This window comes from Burkholderia pseudomultivorans, from assembly GCF_902499075.1.
Classification (GTDB): domain Bacteria; phylum Pseudomonadota; class Gammaproteobacteria; order Burkholderiales; family Burkholderiaceae; genus Burkholderia; species Burkholderia pseudomultivorans.
Window position 1 is genome coordinate 77,161 of sequence record NZ_CABVPP010000012.1, and the last position, 24,153, is coordinate 101,313.

At 68.0% G+C, this 24,153-nt stretch carries 22 protein-coding genes; 14 read left to right on the forward strand and 8 right to left on the reverse strand.

Annotated features, from left to right (window positions below; genetic code table 11):
* Positions 1 to 108 precede the first annotated feature (108 nt).
* Positions 109 to 582 (reverse strand): hypothetical protein, encoded by a 474-nt coding sequence (locus BST28156_RS11340; protein WP_012218225.1) that lies wholly within the window; start codon positions 580 to 582, stop codon positions 109 to 111.
* Between the two features lie 59 nt (positions 583 to 641).
* Here BST28156_RS11340 and BST28156_RS11345 point away from each other — a divergent pair, with 59 nt between their 5' ends.
* Both BST28156_RS11345 and BST28156_RS11350 read left to right on the forward strand, forming a co-directional pair.
* Positions 642 to 809: a hypothetical protein gene (locus tag BST28156_RS11345; RefSeq protein ID WP_155295620.1), complete on the forward strand. Its 168-nt coding sequence runs from the start codon at positions 642 to 644 to the stop codon at positions 807 to 809.
* 194 nt (positions 810 to 1,003) lie between these two features.
* The gene (locus BST28156_RS11350; protein ID WP_012218226.1) at positions 1,004 to 1,465 is read left to right on the forward strand and encodes a lecithin retinol acyltransferase family protein; all 462 of its coding nucleotides are present in this window, start codon (positions 1,004 to 1,006) and stop codon (positions 1,463 to 1,465) included.
* Positions 1,466 to 1,775: 310 nt separating this feature from the next.
* Here BST28156_RS11350 and BST28156_RS11355 read toward each other — a convergent pair whose 3' ends face one another.
* The 3 genes from BST28156_RS11355 to BST28156_RS11365 all read right to left on the reverse strand — a co-directional run bounded on the left by BST28156_RS11355 (position 1,776) and on the right by BST28156_RS11365 (position 4,874).
* Positions 1,776 to 3,032 carry a putative glycoside hydrolase gene (locus BST28156_RS11355; protein ID WP_012218227.1) on the reverse strand — a complete coding sequence of 419 codons (1,257 nt, stop codon included), beginning with the start codon at positions 3,030 to 3,032 and terminating at the stop codon, positions 1,776 to 1,778.
* The gene (locus tag BST28156_RS11360; protein WP_012464869.1) at positions 3,029 to 3,820 is read right to left on the reverse strand and encodes a polysaccharide deacetylase family protein; all 792 of its coding nucleotides are present in this window, start codon (positions 3,818 to 3,820) and stop codon (positions 3,029 to 3,031) included. Before BST28156_RS11360 ends, BST28156_RS11355 begins: the two co-directional genes overlap by 4 nt.
* A 118-nt stretch (positions 3,821 to 3,938) precedes the next feature.
* Positions 3,939 to 4,874 (reverse strand): 1-phosphofructokinase family hexose kinase, encoded by a 936-nt coding sequence (locus BST28156_RS11365; protein ID WP_012464868.1) that lies wholly within the window; start codon positions 4,872 to 4,874, stop codon positions 3,939 to 3,941.
* A gap of 201 nt (positions 4,875 to 5,075) precedes the next feature.
* Between BST28156_RS11365 and BST28156_RS11370 the strand changes: the two genes are divergently transcribed.
* Positions 5,076 to 6,872 (forward strand): adenosylcobalamin-dependent ribonucleoside-diphosphate reductase, encoded by a 1,797-nt coding sequence (locus tag BST28156_RS11370; RefSeq protein ID WP_012218230.1) that lies wholly within the window; start codon positions 5,076 to 5,078, stop codon positions 6,870 to 6,872.
* 52 nt (positions 6,873 to 6,924) lie between these two features.
* Here BST28156_RS11370 and ftsH read toward each other — a convergent pair whose 3' ends face one another.
* Genes ftsH through BST28156_RS11385 form a run of 3 tightly spaced genes read right to left on the reverse strand, consistent with a single transcriptional unit; the run spans position 6,925 to position 10,062 of the window.
* Entirely contained in the window at positions 6,925 to 8,832 is a 1,908-nt protein-coding gene (gene ftsH / locus BST28156_RS11375) for an ATP-dependent zinc metalloprotease FtsH (RefSeq protein ID WP_012218231.1), read from the reverse strand.
* 33 nt (positions 8,833 to 8,865) lie between these two features.
* Positions 8,866 to 9,375 (reverse strand): BCAM0308 family protein, encoded by a 510-nt coding sequence (locus BST28156_RS11380; protein ID WP_012218232.1) that lies wholly within the window; start codon positions 9,373 to 9,375, stop codon positions 8,866 to 8,868.
* Positions 9,376 to 9,414: 39 nt separating this feature from the next.
* Positions 9,415 to 10,062, reverse strand: coding sequence for a BON domain-containing protein (locus BST28156_RS11385; protein WP_012218233.1), 648 nt, complete (start codon positions 10,060 to 10,062; stop codon positions 9,415 to 9,417).
* A 290-nt stretch (positions 10,063 to 10,352) separates the two neighbouring features.
* Between BST28156_RS11385 and BST28156_RS11390 the strand changes: the two genes are divergently transcribed.
* The 10 genes from BST28156_RS11390 to BST28156_RS11435 all read left to right on the forward strand — a co-directional run bounded on the left by BST28156_RS11390 (position 10,353) and on the right by BST28156_RS11435 (position 22,039).
* Positions 10,353 to 10,541 (forward strand): DUF2964 family protein, encoded by a 189-nt coding sequence (locus BST28156_RS11390; RefSeq protein ID WP_012464867.1) that lies wholly within the window; start codon positions 10,353 to 10,355, stop codon positions 10,539 to 10,541.
* Positions 10,542 to 10,761: 220 nt separating this feature from the next.
* Positions 10,762 to 12,255 (forward strand): efflux transporter outer membrane subunit, encoded by a 1,494-nt coding sequence (locus BST28156_RS11395; RefSeq protein WP_012218235.1) that lies wholly within the window; start codon positions 10,762 to 10,764, stop codon positions 12,253 to 12,255.
* Entirely contained in the window at positions 12,252 to 13,325 is a 1,074-nt protein-coding gene (locus BST28156_RS11400) for an HlyD family secretion protein (RefSeq protein WP_012218236.1), read from the forward strand. The genes BST28156_RS11395 and BST28156_RS11400 overlap by 4 nt, the downstream gene beginning before the upstream one ends.
* A complete protein-coding gene (rbbA, locus tag BST28156_RS11405; protein WP_012218237.1) occupies positions 13,322 to 16,150 on the forward strand; it encodes a ribosome-associated ATPase/putative transporter RbbA in 2,829 nt (942 codons plus the stop codon). The genes BST28156_RS11400 and rbbA overlap by 4 nt, the downstream gene beginning before the upstream one ends.
* A 2-nt stretch (positions 16,151 to 16,152) precedes the next feature.
* Positions 16,153 to 17,277: an ABC transporter permease gene (locus BST28156_RS11410; protein ID WP_012218238.1), complete on the forward strand. Its 1,125-nt coding sequence runs from the start codon at positions 16,153 to 16,155 to the stop codon at positions 17,275 to 17,277.
* A 156-nt stretch (positions 17,278 to 17,433) separates the two neighbouring features.
* Positions 17,434 to 17,655, forward strand: coding sequence for a DUF2964 family protein (locus BST28156_RS11415; protein WP_006415456.1), 222 nt, complete (start codon positions 17,434 to 17,436; stop codon positions 17,653 to 17,655).
* Entirely contained in the window at positions 17,652 to 18,788 is a 1,137-nt protein-coding gene (locus BST28156_RS11420) for an ABC transporter permease (protein ID WP_012218239.1), read from the forward strand. The genes BST28156_RS11415 and BST28156_RS11420 overlap by 4 nt, the downstream gene beginning before the upstream one ends.
* Positions 18,785 to 19,489 carry an ABC transporter ATP-binding protein gene (locus BST28156_RS11425; protein ID WP_038442338.1) on the forward strand — a complete coding sequence of 235 codons (705 nt, stop codon included), beginning with the start codon at positions 18,785 to 18,787 and terminating at the stop codon, positions 19,487 to 19,489. Before BST28156_RS11420 ends, BST28156_RS11425 begins: the two co-directional genes overlap by 4 nt.
* Complete coding sequence (locus BST28156_RS11430) at positions 19,486 to 20,571, forward strand: HlyD family secretion protein (RefSeq protein ID WP_006415444.1); 1,086 nt, start codon at positions 19,486 to 19,488, stop codon at positions 20,569 to 20,571. The genes BST28156_RS11425 and BST28156_RS11430 overlap by 4 nt, the downstream gene beginning before the upstream one ends.
* Positions 20,549 to 22,039 carry an efflux transporter outer membrane subunit gene (locus BST28156_RS11435; RefSeq protein WP_012218241.1) on the forward strand — a complete coding sequence of 497 codons (1,491 nt, stop codon included), beginning with the start codon at positions 20,549 to 20,551 and terminating at the stop codon, positions 22,037 to 22,039. The genes BST28156_RS11430 and BST28156_RS11435 overlap by 23 nt, the downstream gene beginning before the upstream one ends.
* A 20-nt stretch (positions 22,040 to 22,059) precedes the next feature.
* On the opposite strand, the gene BST28156_RS11440 is transcribed toward BST28156_RS11435, so the two are convergent.
* Entirely contained in the window at positions 22,060 to 22,509 is a 450-nt protein-coding gene (locus BST28156_RS11440) for a hypothetical protein (protein ID WP_012218242.1), read from the reverse strand.
* Positions 22,510 to 22,739: 230 nt separating this feature from the next.
* Between BST28156_RS11440 and BST28156_RS11445 the strand changes: the two genes are divergently transcribed.
* Positions 22,740 to 24,143: an MBL fold metallo-hydrolase RNA specificity domain-containing protein gene (locus tag BST28156_RS11445; protein WP_009693634.1), complete on the forward strand. Its 1,404-nt coding sequence runs from the start codon at positions 22,740 to 22,742 to the stop codon at positions 24,141 to 24,143.
* Positions 24,144 to 24,153: the final 10 nt, after the last annotated feature.

Below are 24,153 nucleotides of genomic sequence, written 5' to 3' on the forward strand. Positions count from 1 at the left end.
CGGTGTCGACCTGCGAACGGATGTCCGCCGCGTCGATGGCATCAAGATCCGCGACGGCCGCGGCATCGTCGGGTCGGCGACGTTCACCGGTCATGATCGAACGTGCGGTTAGCGGGCTGGTTGCCGCTGCGACTGAGGACACCGCGTGCACAGGTGCATCGCGCCCTGCCGTTCAGGGTCGCGCCAGTAAAAGCGCACCTCGACGCCGCCACGCGCCGGGACGACGACATGCCGGACTTCCTGAACGGCCCTGTCGTGCGCGGACACGGTATATCGCCCGGGCGGCACGCGAGCGAACAGGAACGGGCCGCTCGTGTGTACGTCGAGCAGCGTCGACTTGCCGGACGACAGTGTGACGTCGACATCGGACAGATAGTGGCCGGCCTTCGATGCGAACATGATCCGCAGGTTGTAGCGAGGGGCGACATCGCGAAATGCAGTGACCTCGTCCTCGCCGATTCCGCCCGTGATATACGCGACACCGTTGCGCTGGATCGGCTCGGTCGACGTTTCCGCCAGCGCGTTCGCGCCGACCGTCAGCAAGCAGGCTGCAAGCAGCATCTTCATGGTTCCGGTCCACATCTTCACTCTCCTGATTGAGTACGCATGGTTGCGATGCCCGCGTCCGATCGTGAAATTCCATGCGTGCCGCGACGCCGCCCATGCGTATCGGCAATATCGTCAGCGTCGCGCGGAACGTCGATTTCGCATTGACTCAAATCAAGCGCGTTTCCGCGGAAGCCCGACAAAACCGCGCGGTGAGCCCGAAACCGGGGGGAACGGCATACGGCTTGCTCAATCGTCCGTGACAGCCGTCAGCCGATATTGCATGGTTCGTCGGAAATTTCCGACACGGCGCCCCTACGTCGGACAGCAAGCTCAGGCCAAGCTGATTGTTTCGCGCGGCGCCGCTGTCAATACTGGAGACGTGACAGGACGCAACGTGATTCGCAGCCGGCGCGCGGCCCTTCCGCGCCGCCGCCGCAGGACCGAGGAGCTGGCGATGATTGATCAGACCGCAGCGCACGCCGACGACGCCATGCTGGATGGCGAGCCGCCGGTCGGCGCCCACCTCGTGACCCCCCGCCCTGGCTATCTGCATCACGGGATCTATATCGGCGACGGCAACGTGATTCATTACGCGGGATGGTCGCGCCATGCGAGCGGCGGTCCGGTCGAAGTCGTTACCCTGGACGGCTTCCGTGCGGGTTTCGGGCTCGCAGTCATTCGCCACGCGCGCACGCCGTACGACGGAACTGAAGCGGCGCGCCGCGCGGCATCGCGCCTCGGCGAATGCCAATACCGGCTGCTCACGAACAACTGTGAGCACTTCTGTCTGTGGTGTCTGTTCGGGGTGGGAAGGAGCGAGCAGGTCGCGTCGTGTCTGCGCAACCCGGTGCACGGCATTGCGGTCGCCGTCATGCTGATGGCGTGCGTCCTGGCCGCTCGTTGCATCCGGCGATGACCGGGCGCGAATGCCCGGCGAGGTAGATGGTCTAGTGCCGGCGGTAGGGTCGCCGTTCGATCTGCTGCTGACTTGATCGTCACCCGGCTCGCAACGACGCCGTGCGCACGCCCCGACCGTTTCGCCTGCGCGATCGTGATGCGGATCGCGCTGCCCTCGGTGCGCCCCTGCCGAAGCAGCGCATTGGCGATATCGATCGCCTTGCCGCGAACCGGCGGCGGCAGGCTCCGCATTGAAGGCGGATAACGCTCGTCGTTCCACGGCATGACGATTCGGCTCCTGCGCGTTTGTGCCCGTCAGCACCCGTCGATCAGCGCGGCAAAGCCGCAGGATCGTAGCGATTACGCGGATTCCACAGCATCCAGCCGTCCGTGCCGGCCGCATCGGCCGCGTCGACCTGCGCGCGAATCTCGTCGGCATCGAACCGCCGGTGATCGAGCGCATAGTCGCGAAACGCCTGGAGCCACGGCCTGAACCGGACACCGTCCAGCCCCGTCCGGCGCTTCGCCTCGGCCAGCGACCGCGACACGATCTCGCCAGGGTGCTCGGTCGGCTTCCGGCAGCCGGGCAGGCCCCATGTGAAGCCCGACGGATAGAGCATCGGCGACACATAGTCGACGACGGGTCCGAGCGCGTCGAGCCGCTGCCCGATCGCGGTGTCGTCGGCGTTCCAGCACACGTACCCGAAAATGTCCGCCGACACGTAGAGGTTGTACGGCCGCAACCGTTCGCGCGCGCCGGTCAGGAATCCAGTGATCGCCGCAACCCGGTTGGCCTCGGTATTGGGCTCGGCGAACCGGAGACCGTTGGCGTCGGGAAACCGCAGGTAGTCGAACTGGATTTCGTCGAAACCCATTCGGGCAGCCTCTTCGGCGACGTCGTAGTTGTGTTGCCAGGCCGCGTGCGACGTCGGGTCGATCCAGCGCTGATGCTCGCGGTCCTGCCAGATCTCGCCGGCGGCATCGCGCACGGCCCATTCGGGATGCGCGCGAGCCAGCGCGTCGTCCTTGAATACGACGATGCGGGCAATCAGGTAAAGACCGCGCGCATGGAAAGTCCACAGCAGATCCGGCAGATCGGGCGGACGAACGATGGCACCGGCCACATTGTTCGACGCACCGGAGATCTCGCGCGCCAGGCTGCGATACGGCGTCACGCCGCTGTCGCCCTTCACGTCGATGACGAGCGCGTTGATCGCCGTCTTGTCCTGAAGGGACAGTGCCGCCTCGCGCAGCGTGCGGTCGGCGACGCCGTAAGCGGACAGATAGACGGCTTTCGGACGCACCGGCGTCATGCGGATCGTCTGTGCGCCCTCGGCGGGGGCCAGCGTGACTTCGGTGCGCGCGTAGCCCGGCGCGCGCACGCTCAGGCGCGTACCCGCCGCGTCGATCTCCAGTGAAAACGCGCCGTCGCGATCCGCGGTCCGGTTCGCGCCCGGCGCGTGGCCGATCGCGCCGGCCAGCGGGCGCCCGTTCGTCGCATCGACGACGGTGATCGTGACGGGCGCCGCCCGGGCGGCGAACCCGGCGAGCGACACGAGCAGACAGACGATCAGACGTTCGATCACGGCTTCCCCCCGGCGGTTCTCAGCAATCCGTTCATGCATCGTGTGTCGCAGGCGTCGGTCATCAGATAGCGCGGCAGCGCCATTGCCGGGTCGGTGATACGAACGGGGCGCGCGTCGAGCGTGAATGCCGCGACGTAGCCTTCGCGAGCGGCCAGCTGGTCGGTCTGCGCATCGTGGACGCCGAACGGCCAGGCCAGCATCCGGACCGGCTGGCCGGTTTCGGACTCGAGTCGTTCGCGCGAGCGGCTCAACTGGAACGACACGAAGCGCAGGTAGTCGTCCGGCGTGAGCCGGGCGCGCTCGGTGCGGAAATTCGGATGCCAGTACGTATGCGACTCGATGTCGAACCCGCCGGATTGCCCGAGCATGCGCAACTGGTCCCATGTCATCGCATAGCTGGCGTTGGAGATGGCCGACGGATAGATGAACAGCGTGACCGGCATCGGGTGGGTGGCCAGCAATGGACGCAGCACCTCGTAGACGGAACGATGACCGTCGTCGACGGTAATCGCGACCGCTCGCGCCGGCACGGCGTCGGCCTGGCCGCCGTGCCAGCGCACGACATCGGCGAGCGGCACGATGCGGTAGCCGTTCGCCTCGATCGCCCGCAACTGGTTGCGCAACGTCTCGGTACGCACCGTCATCGAATCCAGGCGCGCGGTGGCGAACCGGTGGTAGACCAGGATCAGCACACGCGTCGATGGCGAATCGACGGTCGCGACCTCGGCGGACGAAACCGGCGGCATACACGACAACAGGAGCAGGAAGGCGATCAGGCGAAAGGCCATGGCGGATCTCGTGGAGTGGCTGCCCCATTTTTCGCGATCGCGGCACGAAAACCGCTGAGCCAGATCAACGATCGATCGTGCATCGACGCGATCGCGCACACATCGGCCCGCTTGGTCGTCAGCTTGCTTGCGCAACCAGTTCAGCGTGAATCCGCTCGACGTCGTCGCGCGTGCACAGCGCCGTCCCCGGATGCTCGACCGAAGCGGCCGAAGCCGCCAGCGCATAGCGGCACGCTTCGTCGAACGGCACGCCGCGCGCCAGCGCCCAGACCATGCCGCCGACGAAACTGTCGCCGGCCCCGACCGTGCTGCATACCGTTGCCGGCCTGCCGGGCAGGCGCAGCGCGCCGTCGCGCGTGACGACCCATGCGCCGCGCGCACCGAGCGTCAACGCGACGATGTCGGCTTGTCCTCGCGCCACGAGTTCGCTGGCCTTCCGGCATGCCGACGTCTCGTCGAGCGGCTCGCCGGCCAACGCGCTCAGTTCGCCGAGACTGGGCTTCACGAGATGAACGCCGGCCTCGAGAGCAGCTTGCAGTGCCCGCCCCGCCGCGTCGACGACCACCCGGCTGCCCCTCGCCCTGGCCGTCCGCGCCAGCGTCGCATACAGATCGTCGGGCGCGCCGGGCGGCAGGCTGCCGCTCAACACGAGATAGCGCGGCGCCGGGTGCAGGGTGTCGATGCGGGCTGCGCAGTCGCGCCACTCGGCCTCGGTGACCAACGGCCCGGGCATCAGGAAGCGGTACTCGCGCCCGGTCGCGGTCTCGGTCACGCAGACGTTCTCGCGCGTCTCGCCGGCGATCCGGATGCGCACCGCCGGCAGACGCTCGGCTTCGAGCAGCAGCGTCAGGACGTCGCCGGTCGGCCCGCCGGCCAGGTACAGCGCGACGCAGTCGCCCCCGAGGCGGTGAATGGTTCGGGCAACGTTGATCCCGCCGCCGCCGGGGTCGCGCCGCGGCCGTGCACAGCGCAGCTTGTGCGTATCGACGATGTGCTCGACGGACGTCGCGACATCGACGGCCGGATTCAGGGTAACGGTAACGATATCGGTCATGATGCGCGGTTCGCAGTCGATGGCTGGCGCGGCGATTCGCGGCAATCGCTGCGCGCCGGCCGTCGCTCCACCTTACGTTCGATGCCGGTCGCGGGGTTGACCACCGTCAAGCGATGCGGCGAAGGCGCCCGGTTGCGCTCGATCAACGACACGTCCGGGCAGGCTTCTACAGTGAATCATTCGTCGTTGCCGAGCCCCGCCATGGACGAGCAACCGCTTTGCACCACCGTGTTCGCCGAGCGCTATGCGCAACCCGGCGAAACGTCTCGCGCGGACGTCTTCCATCGCGTTGCCCATGCGCTGTCGCTTGCCGAGCCGGCCGAGCGCCGTGCGCAAGCGGAGCGCGCGTTTTTCCTGAACCTGCAGCGCGGCGCGATCGGCGCGGGACGCATCCTCGCCAATGCCGGCGCGGACAACGGCAGGACGATGGTCAACTGCTTCGTCCATCCGCTCGCGATTCCTCCCGACACCCCCGTGCAGACGGTCGACACGGCGCTCGCGCAGGCGCTCGACGACGCACGGGTCACGCTGCTGATGGGGGGCGGAATCGGCTACGACTTTTCTCCGGTGCCGCCCGCCGACGCGTACGAACGGCGCCAGTCATCCGTGCGCGGCGCATGCGAGGCGATCGACCGTTTCGATGGGATGTGCCGGGCACTGCCGTTCACCGGCCCGCGCCGGGGTGCGCAAATGGGGGTGCTGCGCTGCGATCATCCGGATCTCGTCGCATTCGTCGCGGCCAAGCGCGGACGCTCGCGCTGGCCGACGTTCAACCTGTCGGTCGGCGTCACGGACGCATTCATGGAAGCAGTCCGGCACGACCTGCCGTGGGCGCTCGTCCATCACGCGCCGCCCCGCCGCGCATCCGGCGCGCCCCCCAGGCGGCCGGACGGACGTTACCTTTACGCGACAGTTCCGGCCCGCACGCTCTGGCACGAGATCGTCAAGGCCGCGCGCGACAGCGCGGAACCCGGGCTGCTGTTCCTCGACACGATCCGCGACGCGAATCCGCTGCGCGAGCACGAGCGGATCGACGCGACGAACCCGTGCGGCGAACAGCCGCTGCCGCCGTACGGCAGTTGCGTGCTCGGGCCGATCGACCTGTCGCGTTTCGTGCTCCACCCGTTCGGTGTCGACGAGAATCCGCGCTTCGACTTCGCGACGCTCGCCGACGCGGTGCGCATCCAGGTCCGCATGCTAGACAACGTGCTCGACCTGACCGCGTGGCCGCTCGCCGCGCACGAGCACGAGGCGCGGCGGACACGGCGCGTCGGGGTCGGCGTGACCGGGCTGGCCGACGCGCTGACGATGCTGCGGGTGCGCTACGACAGCGCGGAAGCACGCACGCTCGCACGCACGATCGTGCTGACGATGCGCGAGCATGCGTTCGCCGCATCGGCCGCGCTTGCCGCCGAGCGCGGTGCGTTTCCCGCCTACGACCCGGCCGCCTATCTGACCGGCCCCGCGTATCGCACGCTGTTGCCGCTGAAGGTGCATCACACGATTGCGCGCCACGGGCTGCGCAACAGCCATCTGCTGTCGTTCGCGCCGGCCGGCAGCGTAAGCCTCGCGTTTTGCGACAACTGTTCGAACGGAATCGAGCCGGCCGTCGGCTGGACGCAGCGCCGCATGGTCCGCACCGCCGACGGGCAGATCCGGCCGTTTCGTGCGGAGAACCACGCTTACCGGCTGTTCCACGAGCTGCATGGCGAGAACGTCGAGCTGCCGGGCTATTTCGTCACGGCCGCGGACATCGCGCCGGCGGATCATGTCGCGATGCTCGCAGCGCTGCAGCCGTGCGTCGACGCGGGCATTTCGAAGACCGTGACGATGCCCGGGCAGTGTTCGCTCGCGGAGGTCGACGCGTTGTTCTTCCAGGCGTGGCGCGACGGGCTCAAGGGCATCACCGTCTTCCGGCCCGATCCGCGGCTCGCGTCGGTCGTGGCCGATGACACGGCGCGCGCGCGGCGCGACGGCCCTGTCTGCATCGGCTGTTGAACGCCGCGATGGCGAGCGGCAGGCGTCCGGCGCGATCGCGGCGGTCGTTTCTTCAGGCAGAGACGCCCGTGGTCGTTTCCGCGTCGGCTTGCGCCGGCCGGGGCGTCACGTCGGCATCGTCCGGCGGCGCGATGAGCGTCACCAGCCCGTCGTGATCGATCGATTCGTGCTGCAGCAAGCTGAGCGCGATCCGTTCGAGCGCGTCGCGGTGCTCGCCGAGCGTCGCCGTGACCCGCGCATGCGCGTCCTCGAGCAGCGCGCGCACCTCTTCGTCGATCAGCTGCGCCGTGTGCTCGCTGCAATGGCCGTCGCCCGGCGTCCATACGCCCGGTGCGCCGCCTTGCGGGGCGCCATCGTCGAGCGTGACGAGGCCGACCTTCTCGCTCATCCCGTACTGCATCACCATGTGACGCGCCAGCGCGGTCGCCCGCTCGAGATCGTTCTGCGCGCCGGTCGACACGTCGCCGAATGCGATTTCCTCGGCCACGCGCCCGCCGAGCAACACGTCGAGCCGGTCGAGCAGTTCGCTTCTGCGCAGCACGTAGCGATCCTCTGTCGGCACCTGCTGCGTGTAGCCGAGCGCCGCGATCCCACGAGGAATGATCGACACCTTCTTCACCGGATCGCAGTGCGCGCGACTTTGCGCGACGAGCGCATGCCCCGATTCGTGGTACGCGATGGTCCGCTTTTCCTGTTCGTTCATCACGCGGCTCTTGCGTTCCATGCCGGTCATCGCGCGATCGATGGCTTCGTCGAAATCGGCCATCCCGATCGCGGGCTTGCCCAGTTCGGCCGCATGCAACGCGGCTTCGTTGACGACGTTCGCGAGATCGGCGCCGACGAAACCGGGCGTGCGCTGCGCCAGCTCGGCCAGGTCGACTTCCGGCGCGAGCTTCACCCGCTTCGTATGGACGGCGAGGATCTGCTTGCGTCCGGTCAGGTCCGGCCGGTCGATCGCGATGTGCCGGTCGAAACGCCCGGGGCGCAGCAGTGCGGGATCGAGAATCTCGGGCCGGTTGGTCGCGGCCATGATGATGACGCCCGAATTGGCCTGGAAGCCGTCCATCTCGACGAGCAGCTGGTTGAGCGTCTGCTCGCGCTCGTCGTTGCCCGACATCAGGCCGACGCCGCGCGCCTTGCCGAGCGCATCGAGCTCGTCGATGAACACGATGCACGGCGCGCTCCGCTGGGCCTGTTCGAAGAGATCGCGCACGCGCGCCGCGCCGACGCCGACGAACATCTCGACGAACGCCGAACCGCTGATCGTGAAGAACGGCACCGCGGCTTCGCCGGCGACCGCGCGCGCGAGCAGCGTTTTGCCGGTGCCGGGCGCGCCGACGATCAGCACGCCCTTCGGGATCTTGCCGCCGAGTCGCTGGTAGCGTTCGGGGTTGCGCAGGAACGCGACGATCTGCTGCAACTCGGCCTTCGCTTCGTCGATGCCCGCGATGTCGTCGAACGTGATGCCGGTTTCCTTCTGCATGTACACGCGGGCGCGGCTTTTGCCCATGCCGCTCAGGTCGCGCATCCCGCCCGGCCGTCGCATCAAGAAATTCCAGATCACGACGAAGCCGATCAACGGGAAGATCCATGCCGCGAGCGTCTCGATCCAACCCGTATCCGTCGCGCCGCGGTAGCGAATCCCGGCATTCGTCAGCGCAGCGACCAGGCCTTCGTCGCTCACCCGGTTCGTCGTGAAGCGCCACGGCGGCCCTAACTCCTTCACCTCTGCCGCGTCGGACGCGGGCAGCGCGGCGCCGGCCGCCGGCATGCGCAGCGTGCCCGAGATCGACGATTGGCCGATCTCGAGATCGGCGACGAGCCGTGCTTCGACCAAGCGGTGAAAATCGCTGTACGAAATCGACGTCGCCGCCGGCTGACGCGCCAGCAGTTGGAACGCGACCAGCACAGCGAACGCGATCGGGATCAGCAACCCGGAGTAGTCGAATGATTTGTTCATGGGATCGAACCTGCCCGGCGGACGACCACCCGCTCACGCTTCATCGCGCGTCCAGTGTGCGCGCAGCACGTCCTCGCCGTCGCGGTAGTTGATCGCGAGATCGCCGTGGTGCGCACGCAGCAGCGCTTCACCGAGGCGGCGGACCATGTGTACGCCCGTCGTTCGAACGATGAGCGATTCGGCGGATTTCTCGATGTCCATGATGCGTTCGAGTGCATGCTCGCTCGTCTCCAGATCGGCCTGATGCTCGAGTAACTTGAGAATCGTCGACCGGTGCGCTCGCAGATACTCGCCATGCAACACCAGTTCGCCCGCTGGCACGTTTTCCCGCATTCGCTTGCAGGCCGGGCATTCGAGTTGGCGCCCGTCGAGCGCGGTCGCGGACCATGTCCAGCGGCCCGCGTCGCAGACCGCGCCGCAACCTTCGCAGACGTGGTCACCTGTCGGCCGCTTCGGATCACGGTAACTGTCCTTCGTATGCGGCTGCATGCGCTTGTCGCGGCGCAGATAATTTCGGCTGGGGCCGGTATGCGAACGCTTCATCGCTGTTTCTCCTGGTAGTAGACCGCACGTGCAAGCCGGTCAGGCTACGGTCAGCCGGTCGACGACTTCGCGCACGCCCCTGACCGACGCCGCCGCGCCGCACGCGGCACGCTTCTCCGCCAGCGACGCGACCGCGCCCGTCAGCGTGACAACGCCGTCGGCCGCGTCGATCGAGATTCCCGCGGATTCACGGTGCGCGCGGCGTGCAAGCGCCTCGGCGATCCGCGCGCCAACGTCCGGCACCGTGTGATCCGTCCGCACGCGGATACGGTTCGCCACGCCGACAACGCCGATCATCCGGCTCACCATCGCTTCCGCCGCCCGGCTCTGATACGCATGATCGACTTCGCCATCGAGCGTCACGCAGCCGTGATCGACCTCGACGCTGATCTTGTGATCGCGCAACGCCTCCTGCCATCCGAGCGCGAATGTGATCGCGATCGCCAGTTCCTGGTCCGCGCACGCGTTCTCCGGCGGGGCGACGTTCAGTTCGAGCACCAGCGCGCGCGCATCGGCGATATGCAGTGCCGTTTTCTGCGCCTCGAGCTTCTGGGCCCAGCTGTCGACCGTGCCGCGCAACGTCACAATCCGGTCGCGCACCTCGACGTCGATCCTCCGTGCATCGACCGCCGGGTTCCAGAACAACGCCTGCTCGACATCCTGCTTGAGTACTGCATCGGATTTCATGTCGGTCTCCCATCGGCCCGTGCCGGCCGCAAAGCATGCGAGCGAGCGCGTGCGGCACCGTGTACAGCATCGCGCACGGCCGCGCCGGCGGGTTGACGAGGATCAATCAAAGGCGGGCTGGCGGCAGAGGCCGTCGGGCAGGCGATGGCCGATTTTGTCCGTTGACACAGATCAACCGCGCAACGAGGCGCGACGCGATCATGAATCGGCGTACGTCGCGAAAACCGCCGCAACCGGCGCGTTTCGCATTCGTACGACCGTCGACGTCCACCGCTTTCCGGGAGACCGTCATGATCCACAAGCAGTACCGCATCGTGCTCGCGACGCTCAGCGTGTTCATCGCGATTGCGTCGCTGGTCGGCATCGTTCACGGGATGCTGTTCGACGAGGAAGTGTTCCGGTATTCGATCGTCACGCTGATCTCCAGCATCCTCGCGTTCGTCGTGCTGCTCAATCCGGGGCCGGGCGATCGCCCGTAACAGGCACCACGCGGTTGCGTCCGACGCGATCGCGAAACCTTCGGAGTCACGCCGCGACGCTTGCGTCAAGCGAGGGGCGGCTCGAAACGCATTCCCGCCCGAGTGACACAGATCAAGGGGAAACCCTGCAATCGTCGGATATAAGTGAATCCGAAGCGGCAGCGCCTGGAGGGCGACGCCATCCCGTATTCTCGCATTTCAGTATTCGACGAGGCATCCCATGCGCGCTGCCGCGCCTGCTGTTCGCTTTCATCCTGCCGTCGTGCGGCGCATGCGTGCCATTGCGCTCGCGGCAGGCATGGGGCTGCTGTCGGGCTGCCTGTCGCTTGCGCCGCCGGACGAGCGCGCCGCCGCACCGATTCCCGCCTCCTTTCCGGATCCTTCCGCCGACGCGACGCCCGCGACGCCCGTGCCCGAGTGGCAGGCCTACTTCGTCGACGCACGGCTGCGTGCGTTGATCGGGCAGGCGCTCGCCGAGAACCGCGATCTGCGCGCGGCCGTTGCACGGGTCGAGCAGGCGCGGGCGGTCTACGGCATCCGCAGCGCCGATCAATGGCCGACGATCGGTGCGGGGGCAGCCTATGCACGGTTTCGCACGCCGGGCGGCTTCCTCACGCCTGCGCCCGTCATCGGCCAGCTCTACGAAGTCCAGCTGGCCGAGACGCAATGGGAGCTCGACTTCTGGGGACGCGTGCGCAACCTGAAGGACGCGGCGCTCCAGCGCTATCTCGCGAGCGACGCGGCGAAACGGGCGGTGACGCTGAGCGTCGTCACCGGTGTCGCTAACGCAGATCTGAACCTGTGCGAAATCGACGAACGCATCGCGCTGACCCGCGCGACGATCGACACACGCCGCGAATCGCTGCGGATTTTCCGGCTTCGCCACGCGGCCGGCGCGATCTCCCGCCTCGACCTGACGCAATCGGAAATCCTGCTGCAGCAGGCGGAATCGCTCGGCGTCCAGTTGCAGCAAGCGCGCGCGACGGCGGCCGATGCGCTGGCGTTGCTCGTCGGTGCGCCGCCGGCGCTGGCCGACACGCCGCTCGCGCTCGACGACGGCGCGGTGCTGCCGTCGCTCGCCCCCGGCCTGCCGTCGTCGCTGCTGACCCGGCGCCCGGACGTGATCGCGGCGGAGCACGAACTGCAGGCGACCCGCGCGAACATCGGCGCGGCGCGCGCGGCATTCTTTCCGCGCATCGCTCTGACGAGCGCGATCGGCTCGGGAAGCAGCGCGCTGCATGACCTGCTGTCGTCCGGTGCGGGCGTGTGGTCGGTGATTCCGAACGTCACGCTGCCGCTCGTCGACGGCGGCCGCAACCGGTCGAATCTCGCGCTCTCGCACGCGCAACGCGACGAGGCGCTCGCGCAGTACGAGAAGACGCTACAGCGCGCGTTCCGCGACGTGTCCGATGCGCTCGCGGCGCGCCACTGGCTCGCCGACCAGGTCGCCATCGAGCGCGCCACGCTGGCGTCGCAGGCCGAGCGCGCACGCCTCGCGAAGCTGCGCTACGACAGCGGGGCAACCCGCTTCCTCGAAGTGCTCGATGCCCAACGGGACCTGATGAACGCCGAACAGCAGCTGGTGATGACGCGCCGTGCGCTGCTGTCGAGCCGCGTCGCGCTGTACGGCGCGCTCGGCGGCGGCGAGATCGACACCGGCAAGACCACCGCGGCAACGGCTCCCATTTCGACAGACTCGGACAACACACCATGAAAACCATCCCGCGCCCTCTTCTGATCGGTGTCGGTGCGGCCGTGCTCGCGATCGGCCTCGCGTACTACGGGTGGACGCGCTGGCGCGACGGCCAGACGGATGCGGGGCTCGTCAGCGGCAACGGCCGCATCGAGGCGACCGAAATCGACGTCGCGACCAAGCTGCCGGGGCGCGTCACCGCCATGCTCGTCGACGAAGGAGACTTCGTGACGGCCGGCCAGCCGCTCGCACGCATGGACGTCGTCGTCCTTCAGGCGCAGCTCGACGAAGCACGGGCGCGCGAGCAACAGGCGGTGAACACCGCGGCGAGCATCGACGCGCAGGTCGCGCAGCGCCGCAGCGACAAGGCTGCGGCCGCGGCCGTCGTCGTGCAACGGGAAAGCGAGCTGGACGCGGCCACGCGACGGCTCGCGCGGTCCGAAACGCTGTCGCGCGACGGCGCGTCGTCGCTGCAGGAGCTGGACGACGATCGCGCGCGCGCCGGCAGCCTGCGCGCGACCGTGAACGCCGCGCGCGCGCAGGTGGAAGCGGCCCAGGCCGCCGTCGACGCAACGCGCGCCCAGCTCGTCGCGGCGCGCTCGGCCGTGACGGCCGCGCAGGCGACCGTCGCGCGCGTGCGGGCCGACATCGCGGACAGCGAGCTGACTTCGCCGCGCGACGGGCGTGTCCAGTACCGGATCGCGGAATCGGGCGAAGTCCTGCCGGCAGGCGGCAAGGTGCTCAACGTAGTCGACCTGTCCGACGTCTACATGACGTTCTTCCTGCCCGAAGCGGTCGTCGGCCGGGTGCCGCTCGGCGCCGACGTGCGGATCGTGCTCGATGCGGCGCCGGAATACGTGATTCCCGCACGCGTGTCCTATGTGTCGAGCACCGCGCAGTTCACGCCGAAAACGGTCGAGACGGCCACCGAGCGGCAGAAGCTGATGTTCCGCGTCAAGGCACGCATCGATCGCGATCTGTTGCAGCGCCACCTGAAACTCGTGAAGACCGGACTGCCGGGCGTCGCGTGGCTGAAGACCGACCCGCGCGCGGGCTGGCCGGATCGCCTCGCGATCAGGGTGCCGCAATGAACGCGCCGACGCCCGCCGGCACCGATGCCGGAGCGATCGATCGTTCGCCGGTGTCGGCCGATCCGCGCATGGTCGCCCGGCTGTCCGCCGTCTCGCTGCGCTACGGCGACAAGTACGCGCTCGACGACGTGACCCTCGACATCCCGGCCGGCCGCATGATCGGGCTGATCGGGCCGGACGGCGTCGGCAAGTCGAGCCTGCTCGCGCTCGTGTCCGGCGCGCGCGCGATCCAGCAGGGGCGCGTATGGACGCTCGACGGCGACCTGGCGTCGCGCCGCCATCGCGCGCGCGCATGTCGGCGCATCGCCTACATGCCGCAGGGCCTCGGCCGCAACCTGTACGCGACTCTGTCGGTCGAGGAAAACCTGCAGTTTTTTGCGCGACTGTTCGGCCACGATGCCGCGGAGCGCCGTCGCCGGATCGACGCGCTGACGCAGAGCACCGGCCTGCAGCGGTTCCTCGATCGCCCGGCCGGCAAGCTGTCCGGCGGCATGAAGCAGAAGCTCGGCCTGTGCTGCGCGTTGATCCACGATCCCGACCTGTTGATCCTGGACGAGCCGACGACCGGCGTCGATCCGCTGTCGCGCGCGCAGTTCTGGGAACTGATCGGCCGCATTCGCGCCGCCCGCCCGGCGATGAGCGTGCTAGTCGCCACCGCGTACATGGACGAGGCCCGTCGCTTCGACCGGCTGATCGCGATGGACGCGGGCCGCGTGCTGGCAACCGGCAGCCCTGACGAGCTGCTCGAGCGCACCGGTTGCGACACGCTGGAAGCCGCGTTCATCGCGCTGCTGCCGGAGGCGCGCCGGCGAGGACACCAGTCGGTCGTGATCGAGCCGTTCCAGCCCGACCAGGCCGCCGGCTACGCGATCGAGGCCGACGCGTTGACGATGCGGTTCGGCGATTTCGTCGCGGTCGACCACGTGAGCTTGCAGATCCGCCAAGGCGAAATCTTCGGCTTTCTCGGCTCCAACGGCTGCGGCAAGTCGACGACGATGAAGATGCTCACCGGCCTGCTTCCCGCGTCCGAAGGCACGGCGACGCTGTTCGACCGGCCGGTCGCCACGAACGACATCGACACGCGCCGGCGCGTCGGCTATATGTCGCAGGGGTTTTCGCTCTACGGAGAACTGACCGTGCGGCAGAACCTCGTGCTGCACGCGCGCCTGTTCGGCGTGCCGGAACCGGACGTGCCCGCACGCGTGACCGAAATGGTCGAGCGCTTCGGGCTGGCCGACGCGCTCGATGCGCTGCCCGAGCGCCTGCCGCTCGGGATGCGGCAGAGGCTGTCCCTGGCGGTCGCGATGGTGCACAAGCCCGAGCTGCTGATCCTGGACGAGCCGACCTCGGGCGTGGACCCAGTCGCGCGCGACGACTTCTGGCGGCTGATGATCGCGCTCGCGCGCAACGATCGCGTCACCATCTTCATTTCCACGCACTTCATGAACGAGGCCGCACGGTGCGACCGCATCTCGCTGATGCATGCGGGCCGCGTGCTCGCGAGCGCAGCGCCGGCTGAACTGGTGCGCCTGCGCGGCGCGGCCACGCTCGAGGACGCGTTCATCGGCTACCTGAGCGATGCGCAGCATGCTGACGCTGACGGTGCGGAGGGCGCGGGCGGCGCGGCGGCCGATGCGCCGCCCGACGCCGGCTGGCTCGCGGCGCCCCTCGCGGCGGCCGGTGCCGCCCACGCGGCCGCGTGGTTCAGCCCGGCACGCGCCGGCAGCTATCTGTGGCGCGAGGTGCTGGAATTGCGGCGCGATCCGTTGCGCGCGACGCTGGCGCTGTTCGGCTCGCTCGTGCTGATGTGCGTGATCAGCATCGGGATCAGTCTCGACGTCGACAACCTGACGTTCGCGGTGCTCGACCGCGATCAGTCGATCCTGAGCCAGGACTATGCGCAGAATCTGGCCGGGTCCCGCTACTTCGTGCCGCGCGCGCCGCTCGCGGACGACCGCGACATCGAGCGCCGCATGCGCCACGGCCAGCTGTCGCTCGCGCTCGAGATACCCCCCGGTTTCGCGCGCGACGTCGCGCGCGGGCACCGCGTGGAGATCGGCGCGTGGGTCGATGGCGCGATGCCGATGCGCGCGGAGACGATCCGCGGCTATGTGGCCGGCATGCACGAAAACTGGATGCGCGACCAGGCCAGGCGCCGGCTCGGCGTATCGCTCGTTCCGGCCGTGGATATTGCGATCCGCTATCGCTACAACCCCGACGTCAAGAGCCTGCCGGCGATGATTCCGGCGATTATGCCGATGCTGCTGCTGATGCTGCCCGCGATGCTGACGGCGCTCGCCGTCGTGCGGGAACGCGAACTCGGGTCGATAGTCAACCTGTACGTGACTCCCGTCACGCGCGCCGAATTCCTGCTCGGCAAGCAGGCACCATACGTCATGCTGGCCATGCTGAACTTCCTGCTGATGGTCGTGCTGGCCGACGTCGTGTTCGGCGTGCGGATCAAGGGCAGTTTCGCAACGCTGGCGGCCGCCGTACTGATATTCAACGTCGTGGCCACCGGCATCGGGCTTTTCGCGTCGACGTTTACCCGCAGCCAGATCGCGGCGATTTTCATGACGATCGTCGGCACGCTGATTCCGGTCGTGCAGTTCTCGGGCCTGCTCACGCCGCTATCGTCGCTCGAGGGCAGCGGCAAGTGGATTGGCACCGTCTATCCGGCCACTTACATGCTCGCGATCAGCCGCGGCGTCTACAACAAGACGCTCGGCCTGGCCGACCTGTCATCCCAGTTCTGGCCGATGCTCGCGTCCGTGCCGGTCATCCTGGTCATGACCGGCGTTCTGCTGCGCAAGCAGGAGCGCTGACCATGTCGCGCCTGCTCGTCATTTTCCGGCTCGGGGTCAAGGAATTGTGGAGCCTCGCTCGCGACCCGATCCTGCTCGCGCTCATCGTCTACACGTTCAGCGCGTCGATCTACGTTGCCGCCACCGCTCGCCCGGAAACGCTGCACAAGGTGCCGATCGCGATCGTCGACGAGGATGCGTCGCCGCTGTCGGCGCGCATCGCGGCGGCGTTCTTCCCGCCGCAGTTCGCGCCGCCGCCGATCGTCGACGCCCGCGCCGCCGATCGCGGGCTCGACGACGGCGACTACACGTTCTCGCTCGACATTCCGCCCGACTTCCAGCGCGACGTGCTCGCCGGCCGCCACGCGACGGTCCAGCTCAACGTCGACGCAACCCGCATGACGCAGGCGTTCACCGGCGGCGGCTACATCCAGCAGATCGTATCGGGCGAGATCGATGCATTCGTGCGGCGCCATCGCGGCACGGCATTGCCGCCCGTCGATCTCGCGATGCGCATGCGCTTCAACCCGAATCTCGACGAAGTCCGGTTCGGCGCGCTGATGGAGCTGATCAACAACGTCACGATGCTGTCGATGATCCTCACCGGGGCCGCACTGATTCGCGAGCGCGAGCACGGCACGATCGAGCATCTGCTCGTGATGCCGGTGACCGCGGCGGAAATCATGCTCGCGAAGGTGTGGTCGATGGGGCTCGTCGTCGCGGCGGCTGCCGTCGCGTCGCTGATGTTCGTCGTGGGCGGCGCGCTGCACGTGCCGATTCCCGGCTCCGTGTCGCTGTTCGTGGCCGGCATGGCGTTGCACCTGTTCGCGACGACATCGATGGGGATCTTCCTCGCGACGCTCGTGCGCAGCATGCCGCAGTTCGGCATGCTGCTCGTCCTCGTGCTGCTGCCGCTGCAACTGCTGTCGGGCGGACTGACGCCGCGCGAAAGCATGCCGTCCGTTGTACAGGACGTCATGTTGGTCGCGCCAACCACCCATTTCGTCGAGCTCGCGCAACGCATCCTGTATCGAGGTGCCGGGCTCGATGCGGTGTGGGCCCAGTTTGCCGCGCTGTTCGCGATCGGATGCGTGCTGTTCCTGCTGTCGCTGACGCGATTCCGCAAGACGATTGGTCAGATGACTTGATCGGCGCGTCGCGACAGCGACGCCGGAATTCGTCCGTTGATACAGATCAATCGTGCCGGCGCGCGGCACGCGATCATGACGCCATGTCTTGCGCAACCAGCGGCGGCTGCGTGGGCGGCACCGCCCTCCGCGACGCCCGCTTCCCGGGAGAACGTCATGATGGGTCTGCCATACCGAAGCGCGCTTGCAACGTTCTGCGTGTTCATCGCGCTCGCCTCGCTGCTGGGCGTCGTGCACGCGATGCTGATCGACGAGCGGGTCGTCCCGTACGCGATCATCGCATTGGTGTCGGGCATCGTCGCGTTCGTCGCGCAGCCGGATCCGGCATCGTCCGGGCGACAGCGGCACGGGCCGGACGCGCTGGATTCGCCATCATGAACGGCATTTTCCGTCTCGCGTTCAAGCTGCTCGTCAACGACAGCGCGAAATTCACCGCGCTGACCGTCGGCATCACGTTCTCGGTGCTGCTGATGATCGAGATGACATCGCTGTTCGCCGGCATCCTGAACAAGTCGTCGGCGTCGGTCATCAATATCGGCGCGAAGGTCTGGGTGATGGATCCGGCCGTGAAGACGATCGCGAACAGCATCGGCATGCCCGACTACGTGCTCGACTCCGTGCGCAGCATCGATGGTGTCAAGTATGCGGTACCGCTCTATTCCGGCGGCGCGCTCGTCAAGCTGCGCTCCGGTACCTATCAGGCCGTGACGGTCGTCGGCCTCGACGACGCGAGCCTGCTCGGTCGCCCGACGATGCTGCAGGGCCGCATCGAGGACATCTACGCGGAAAACGGCTTCATCGCGATTCAGGATCCCGAGTTTCCGAAGCTCGAGAATCCGTCCGTCGGCACCGATTTCGAGTTGAACGATCATCGCGGCGTGATCGTCGGCATCGCGAAGGTCGCCGCGAGCGGATTGTTCGGCACGCCGACGCTTTACACTACCTACGCGCGCGCGATCCGCTACATTCCGTCGCCGCGCTTCACGACCTCGTACATCCTCGTCGAGCCGAAGTCGGATGCCGACGTCGCCCACATCAAGGCCGTCGTGCAATCGCTCGGCTATCGCGCATACACGCGCGACGAATTCATCGCGCAGATCGCGCGCTTCTACAAGTACGAGACGGGGCTCGGCACCAACATCATGCTGATGACGATCATCAGCTTCATCATCGGCCTGTCGATTTCAGGCCAGACGTTCTATGCGTTCATCCTCGAGAACCTGGACAAGTTCGGTGCGCTGAAGGCGATCGGTGCGAAGAGCCGCGAGTTGGTCGCGATGATCCTGTTCCAGGCGACGTTCACCGCGCTGACCGGCTACGGCATCGGCGTCGGGCTGTGCGTGCTGATGATCAGTCTCGCGAAACTGCGGATTCCAGACTATGCGGCGCTCGTCACGTACGGCAACCTGTCGCTCGCGTTCGGGATGGTGGTCGTGATCGCGACGATCTCGAGCTATCTCGGGGTGCGGCGCGTGTTGCGCATCGAGCCATTCGACATCTTCCGGGGATGACGATGGCCGGCATCGCGATCGACGCGCGCGGCGTCAGCAAATGGTTCGGCGAAGGCGACGCGCGCACGCAGGCGTTGCGCGACGTGTCGATGCAGGCGAACTTCGGCGAGATGCTGCTGATTGTCGGGCCGTCCGGCAGCGGCAAGACGACGCTGCTCAGCGTGATCTCCGGCATCCTGCGACCGGACGGCGGTTCGGTTTCGATCGACGGCGTCGACCTGTGGTCGCAGCCGAACGACGCGATCGCCGATTTCCGGCTGAACCGGATCGGCTTCGTGTTCCAGGACTACCACCTGTTCCCGCGGCTCACGACCGCGGAGAACGTGGCGATCCCGCTGATCCTGAAGCGCCGGTCGTGGAATGACGCGATCAAGGAAGCGCACGCGTACCTGGACGTCGTCGGGCTCGCGAACCGCGCGCAATTGCCGCCCGTGAAGCTGTCCGGCGGCGAACAGCAGCGCGTCGCAATCGCCCGCGCGATCGTCAGCCAGCCCGACCTGCTGATCCTCGACGAACCTACCGCGTCGCTCGACGGCGACACGGGCCGCATGATCATCGACTTCGTCAAGCACAAGGTGCTCAACGACACGCGCTGCATCGTGATCGTCACGCATGATGCGCGGATCTTCGAATACGCGGATCGCGTCCTGCGGATGGAAGACGGCAAGCTGAACGGCATCGAGCGCGGAGGTGCGCAATGAAACACCGGCTCGTGTTCGTGGCGGCCGTGCTCGGCTTCCTGGCAAGCGTCGTCGCCGCGTGGGTCTATAGCCGCCAGGAGCCGCCGCAGCCGCCGGTATTCAAGCCGGCGGCCAATCCGTATGCACGCGGCGTCTATGCGAACGGCATCGTCGAGAGCGAGCAGCCGGCCGGCGCGAACGTGAACGTCTATCCGGACGTCTCGGGCGCGGTGACGCGCATCCTCGTGCACGACGGCGATCCGGTGAAGGCCGGCGACGCGCTGCTGACAATCGACGACTCGGTGCAGCGCGCGACCGCTGCCCAGCTTGCGGCACAGGCCGACGCGGCCGACGCGCTGCTCGACGAGCTGAAGGCGCAGCCGCGCCGCGAGGTGCTCGACGTGGCCAGTGCGCAGACCGCAGCCGCGCAGGCGAGCCTGAAGCTCGCGCAGGATCAGTACGACAAGCAGCGGCACGCGTACGACATCGATCCGAAAGCCGTCAGCCGCGATGCGCTCGACACGGCCGCGAACACAGTTCGCGTCGCGGCGGCCAACCTGGACGTCGTGACGCGACAGTATCGTCTGACCAAGGCCGGCGCGTGGCGCTACGACGTGCGCAACCAGGAAGCGCAGGCCATCGCGCTGCGGCGCGCGGCCGACGCGGCGGCGGCCCTGCTCGCCCGCTACACGCTGCGCGCGCCGGCGGATGGCACCGTCCTGGCGATGAACGCGGCCGTAGGCTCCTACCTGACCTCGCAGGGGCTCTACGACACCTACACGCAGGGCAACGCGCCGGCCGCGGTGCTCGGCACGCCGGTCGACCGCCTGCAGGTGCGCTGCTACGTCGACGAAATCCTGATCCACCAGCTACCCGACCTGCATGCGTTGAAGGCACACATGTTCGTGCGCGGCACGTCGGTCGAGGCCGATCTCCAGTTCGTGCGCGTGCAGCCGTACGTCACACCGAAGATCGAGCTGTCCGACCAGCGCACCGAGCGCGTCGACGTGCGCGTGCTGCCGGTCATTTTCCGTATCGTGCCGAACAGGAATGTGCGGCTGTTTCCCGGACAGATCGTCGATGTCTACGTCGCAGGCAAATAACGGGGTCCGTTGCGCGCCCGCCCTGCGCCGCGGAACCGGCGCGCTGGCCGTCGCCGTGCTGCTCGCCGGATGCACGGTCGGGCCGAACTTCGTGCCGCCGCCCGCGCCGCGCGTCGCGCGCTTCGTGCCGCCCGACGATCCGGGCGCGGCGTCCGGCTCCTGGAGCGGCGATGGCCGGACGCAGGCGTTGTCGACGGACGCGGCGCTCACGCGCGACTGGTGGACGCGCTTCGGCAGCCGCGCGATCGACTCGACCGTCGCCGAAGCGCTGACCGGCAGCCCGACGCTCGATCTCGCCGAAGCGACGCTGCGGCGCAGCGAGCACGCGCTGCGGGCGGGCCAGGGGATCTTCTTTCCGCAGGTGGATGCGCAGGCCAGTGCGTCGCGCCAGCGCGCCTGGCCGCTGCGCACCGGCCAGGCGTTGCCGGCGTCGATCTTCAACCTGTTCACGCTGTCGGCGACGGTCAGCTACACGCTCGACCTGTGGGGCGGCGAACAGCGCCAGGTCGAAGCGCTCGCGGCCGACGTCGATGCGCAACGGCAAGCGCTGGCGGGTGCCTACCTGATGCTGACCGCGAACGTCGTCAATACGATGGTCGCGCGCGCGGCCTATCGCGACGAAGCCGCGGCGACGCGCGAAATGATCGGCCTGCTCGATGAGCAGATTCGTCTGACAGGTGCGCAGGTGACGGCCGGCGCGGCGGCCTACGTCGCGGTGCTGACGCTGGAATCGCAGCGGGCGTCGCTCGAGGCGGCGCTGCCCGCACTCGACCAGAAACGCGCGCAGGCCGATGATCTGCTCGCGCTGCTGGCCGGGCGCTATCCGGTCGACTGGCGGACGCCGGACCTGTCGCTCGACGGGATCGAACTGCCCGCCAGCCTGCCCGACACGGCACCGTCATCGCTGGTGCGTCGCCGCCCCGACATCCTGCAGGCTGAAGCCCAGCTGCACGTGGCCAGCGCGCAGGTCGGCGTCGCGACGGCCGCGCTCTACCCGAACCTCACGCTGTCAGCATCGGGCGGGTTCGACAGCGTCGTCGCCAGCAAACTGTTCGCGCCGGCCGGCCGCGCATGGAGTGTCGGCGCCGGACTCACTGCGCCGATCTTTCATGGCGGCACGCTGTTGAACCGGCGGCGCGCCGCGCAGGATGCGTACGACGAAGCCGATGCGGCCTATCGGCAGGTCGTTCTGTCGGCGTTCTCGCAGGTGGCCGACACGTTGCGCGCGCTTGCCAACGACGCGATGGCGCTCGATGCGCAGGCGCGCGCGATGGCCGCGGCGCGTGACGCACTGAAGCTCACGCAGGCCGGTTACGACGCGGGGATCGCCGGCTACGTCCAGTTGCTGGTCGCCGACCTGCAATACCATCAGGCGCGGATTGCCTGGCTGCAGACGGTCGCGCAGCGCCTGCAGGACACGGTCGCGTTCTACGTCGCGCTCGGCGGCGGCTGGGGTGACGCGGGCTGACGACCGCGCTTCACGGACCATTAGCCCGTCTGCGGCACGACGTCGGGCCGCTGCCACGGCGGTAACTCCGCCCAGCCGAGCGGCCCGTAGACGGTGCCGCCGGCAGCCTCGATCCTTTCAACGAACGTGGCGAGCGTGGCCCCGGCCGGCACGGTCGGCGTCAACGCATCGACGAAATCCTCGCTGCGCAGCCACGGCGCCGCGCCGTGGTTGATCTGCTGGACGCTCCACGCATGCCCGTGCCGCCCGGCCTCCGGCGGCAACAGATTCGGCGCGTCGAACGCTACCCGGAGCAATTGCGCGCGCGAATCGCTGTACGGCGGCTTCGCGGCATTCTGGTACGGCACGTCTGCCCAGCGCTCGCCGCACTGTTCGTCGAGCGGCAAGCAGGTGAACCACGCCCACGGCGAGCGGACGAAGCACAGCCGGTAATGCTGCCCGGCACCGTCCAGATTCACGATCAACGTCATGATGGGTTCATCCCGAAAGACGCGTGATGCCGATACGCATCGCGCACGCAGAATCACTATCCTGCCGCGTCCTGGGCCGAAGATTGATCCTCGTCAACCCGCGCGCCACCTGGGAATCTCGCCCGGCCGGCGGCACAAGGATTCCGCAATTCCTGATTTCGGTCAACCGCCGTTCGCGCGTTCGGGATGTAATCGACCTGCTGTTCCGTCGACTCCCGGTGAGACAATCCATGAAACTGACTTTTCTCGGCGCGACCGAAACCGTGACCGGCTCGAAGTATCTGGTCGAGCACGGCGGTCGACGTGTTCTGGTCGATTGCGGCCTGTTCCAGGGCACGAAGAACCTGCGGCTGCGCAACTGGCGGACGCTGCCGCTCGCCCCCGACACGCTGGACGCCGTCGTGCTCACGCACGCGCACATCGATCACACCGGGTATCTCCCGGTACTGGTGCGCGAAGGGTATCGCGGGCCGGTGTACTGCACAGCAGCCACGGCCGAACTCTGCGACATCATGCTACGCGACAGCGCGCGGCTGCAGGAGGAGGAAGCCGACTTCGCTAACCGGCACGGTTACTCGAAGCATCATCCGGCGCAACCGCTCTACACGCTGGACGACGCGCAGCGCGCGCTGCGCCTGCTGACGCCCGTCGCGTTCGACGAATGCACGGCGCTGGGCGGCGCCGTGTCGTTCCGCCTGCTGCCGGCCGGGCACATCCTCGGCGCGGCGAGCGTGGTGATGCACTGGGATCAGAAGGTGCTCGCGTTCTCGGGCGACCTCGGCCGGTATCACGACCCGATCATGCAGCCGCCGCGCCCGCCCGCGCATGCCGACTATTTGGTCATCGAATCGACATACGGCGACCGCCTGCATCCGGCGTCGGATCCCGAGAACGAACTGGCCGAGATGTTCGACAAGACCTTCGCGCGTGGCGGCGTCGTCGTGATGCCCTGCTTCACCGTCGGCCGCGCGCAGGAAATCCTGCACTACATCGCGCGGCTGAAGGCATCCGGCCGCATGGCGCGCGTCCCGGTGTTCGTCGACAGCCCGATGGCGACGGACGTGACCGAAATCTACCGCCACCATATCCTCGAGCACCGCCTGACCGTCTCCGAAGCGAACGCGCTGGGCCATGCGGCAACGATGATCCGGTCGGTCGACCAGTCGAAGGCGATTGCCGAACACCACGGCCCGATGGTCATCATTGCCGGCAGCGGGATGGCGACGGGCGGACGCGTGCTGCATCACCTGGCCCGCTACGCGCCGGATGCGCGCAACACGATCGCGCTGGTCGGCTACCAGGCCGCCGGCACGCGCGGCGCGGCACTGGCCGCGCACGAGCCGACGCTGAAGATTCACGGCGAATACGTTCGCGTGCGCGCGCAGGTCGAGTCGATCACGACGCTGTCGGCCCATGCCGACTACGAAGAGATCCTGAAGTGGCTCGGCACGATGCCGTGCGCGCCCGTGCGGACGTTCGTCACGCATGGCGAACCCGCCGCCGCGGATGCGATGCGCCGACGCATCGAGGAGCGCCTGCACTGGCGGTGCGAGGTGCCGACCTACGAGCAGTGCGTCGATCTGGACGCGGTTGAATCCGGCAACACGCAGGAGCCTGCCGCGCTGCCTACGTGACCCGAAGCGC

Coding starts and splice junctions, on each gene's coding strand:
- BST28156_RS11400 (WP_012218236.1), top strand. CDS start 12,252: ATGAAAACCATCCCGCGCCCTCTTCTGATCGGTGTCGGTGCGGCCGTG.
- BST28156_RS11415 (WP_006415456.1), top strand. CDS start 17,434: ATGATGGGTCTGCCATACCGAAGCGCGCTTGCAACGTTCTGCGTGTTC.
- ftsH (WP_012218231.1), bottom strand. CDS start 8,832: ATGAACAAATCATTCGACTACTCCGGGTTGCTGATCCCGATCGCGTTC.
- BST28156_RS11425 (WP_038442338.1), top strand. CDS start 18,785: ATGACGATGGCCGGCATCGCGATCGACGCGCGCGGCGTCAGCAAATGG.
- BST28156_RS11440 (WP_012218242.1), bottom strand. CDS start 22,509: ATGACGTTGATCGTGAATCTGGACGGTGCCGGGCAGCATTACCGGCTG.
- BST28156_RS11395 (WP_012218235.1), top strand. CDS start 10,762: ATGCGCGCTGCCGCGCCTGCTGTTCGCTTTCATCCTGCCGTCGTGCGG.
- BST28156_RS11340 (WP_012218225.1), bottom strand. CDS start 582: ATGTGGACCGGAACCATGAAGATGCTGCTTGCAGCCTGCTTGCTGACG.
- BST28156_RS11385 (WP_012218233.1), bottom strand. CDS start 10,062: ATGAAATCCGATGCAGTACTCAAGCAGGATGTCGAGCAGGCGTTGTTC.
- BST28156_RS11390 (WP_012464867.1), top strand. CDS start 10,353: ATGATCCACAAGCAGTACCGCATCGTGCTCGCGACGCTCAGCGTGTTC.
- BST28156_RS11360 (WP_012464869.1), bottom strand. CDS start 3,820: ATGGCCTTTCGCCTGATCGCCTTCCTGCTCCTGTTGTCGTGTATGCCG.
- BST28156_RS11350 (WP_012218226.1), top strand. CDS start 1,004: ATGATTGATCAGACCGCAGCGCACGCCGACGACGCCATGCTGGATGGC.
- BST28156_RS11420 (WP_012218239.1), top strand. CDS start 17,652: ATGAACGGCATTTTCCGTCTCGCGTTCAAGCTGCTCGTCAACGACAGC.
- BST28156_RS11345 (WP_155295620.1), top strand. CDS start 642: ATGCGTGCCGCGACGCCGCCCATGCGTATCGGCAATATCGTCAGCGTC.
- BST28156_RS11435 (WP_012218241.1), top strand. CDS start 20,549: ATGTCTACGTCGCAGGCAAATAACGGGGTCCGTTGCGCGCCCGCCCTG.
- BST28156_RS11380 (WP_012218232.1), bottom strand. CDS start 9,375: ATGAAGCGTTCGCATACCGGCCCCAGCCGAAATTATCTGCGCCGCGAC.
- BST28156_RS11430 (WP_006415444.1), top strand. CDS start 19,486: ATGAAACACCGGCTCGTGTTCGTGGCGGCCGTGCTCGGCTTCCTGGCA.
- rbbA (WP_012218237.1), top strand. CDS start 13,322: ATGAACGCGCCGACGCCCGCCGGCACCGATGCCGGAGCGATCGATCGT.
- BST28156_RS11410 (WP_012218238.1), top strand. CDS start 16,153: ATGTCGCGCCTGCTCGTCATTTTCCGGCTCGGGGTCAAGGAATTGTGG.
- BST28156_RS11370 (WP_012218230.1), top strand. CDS start 5,076: ATGGACGAGCAACCGCTTTGCACCACCGTGTTCGCCGAGCGCTATGCG.
- BST28156_RS11445 (WP_009693634.1), top strand. CDS start 22,740: ATGAAACTGACTTTTCTCGGCGCGACCGAAACCGTGACCGGCTCGAAG.
- BST28156_RS11365 (WP_012464868.1), bottom strand. CDS start 4,874: ATGACCGATATCGTTACCGTTACCCTGAATCCGGCCGTCGATGTCGCG.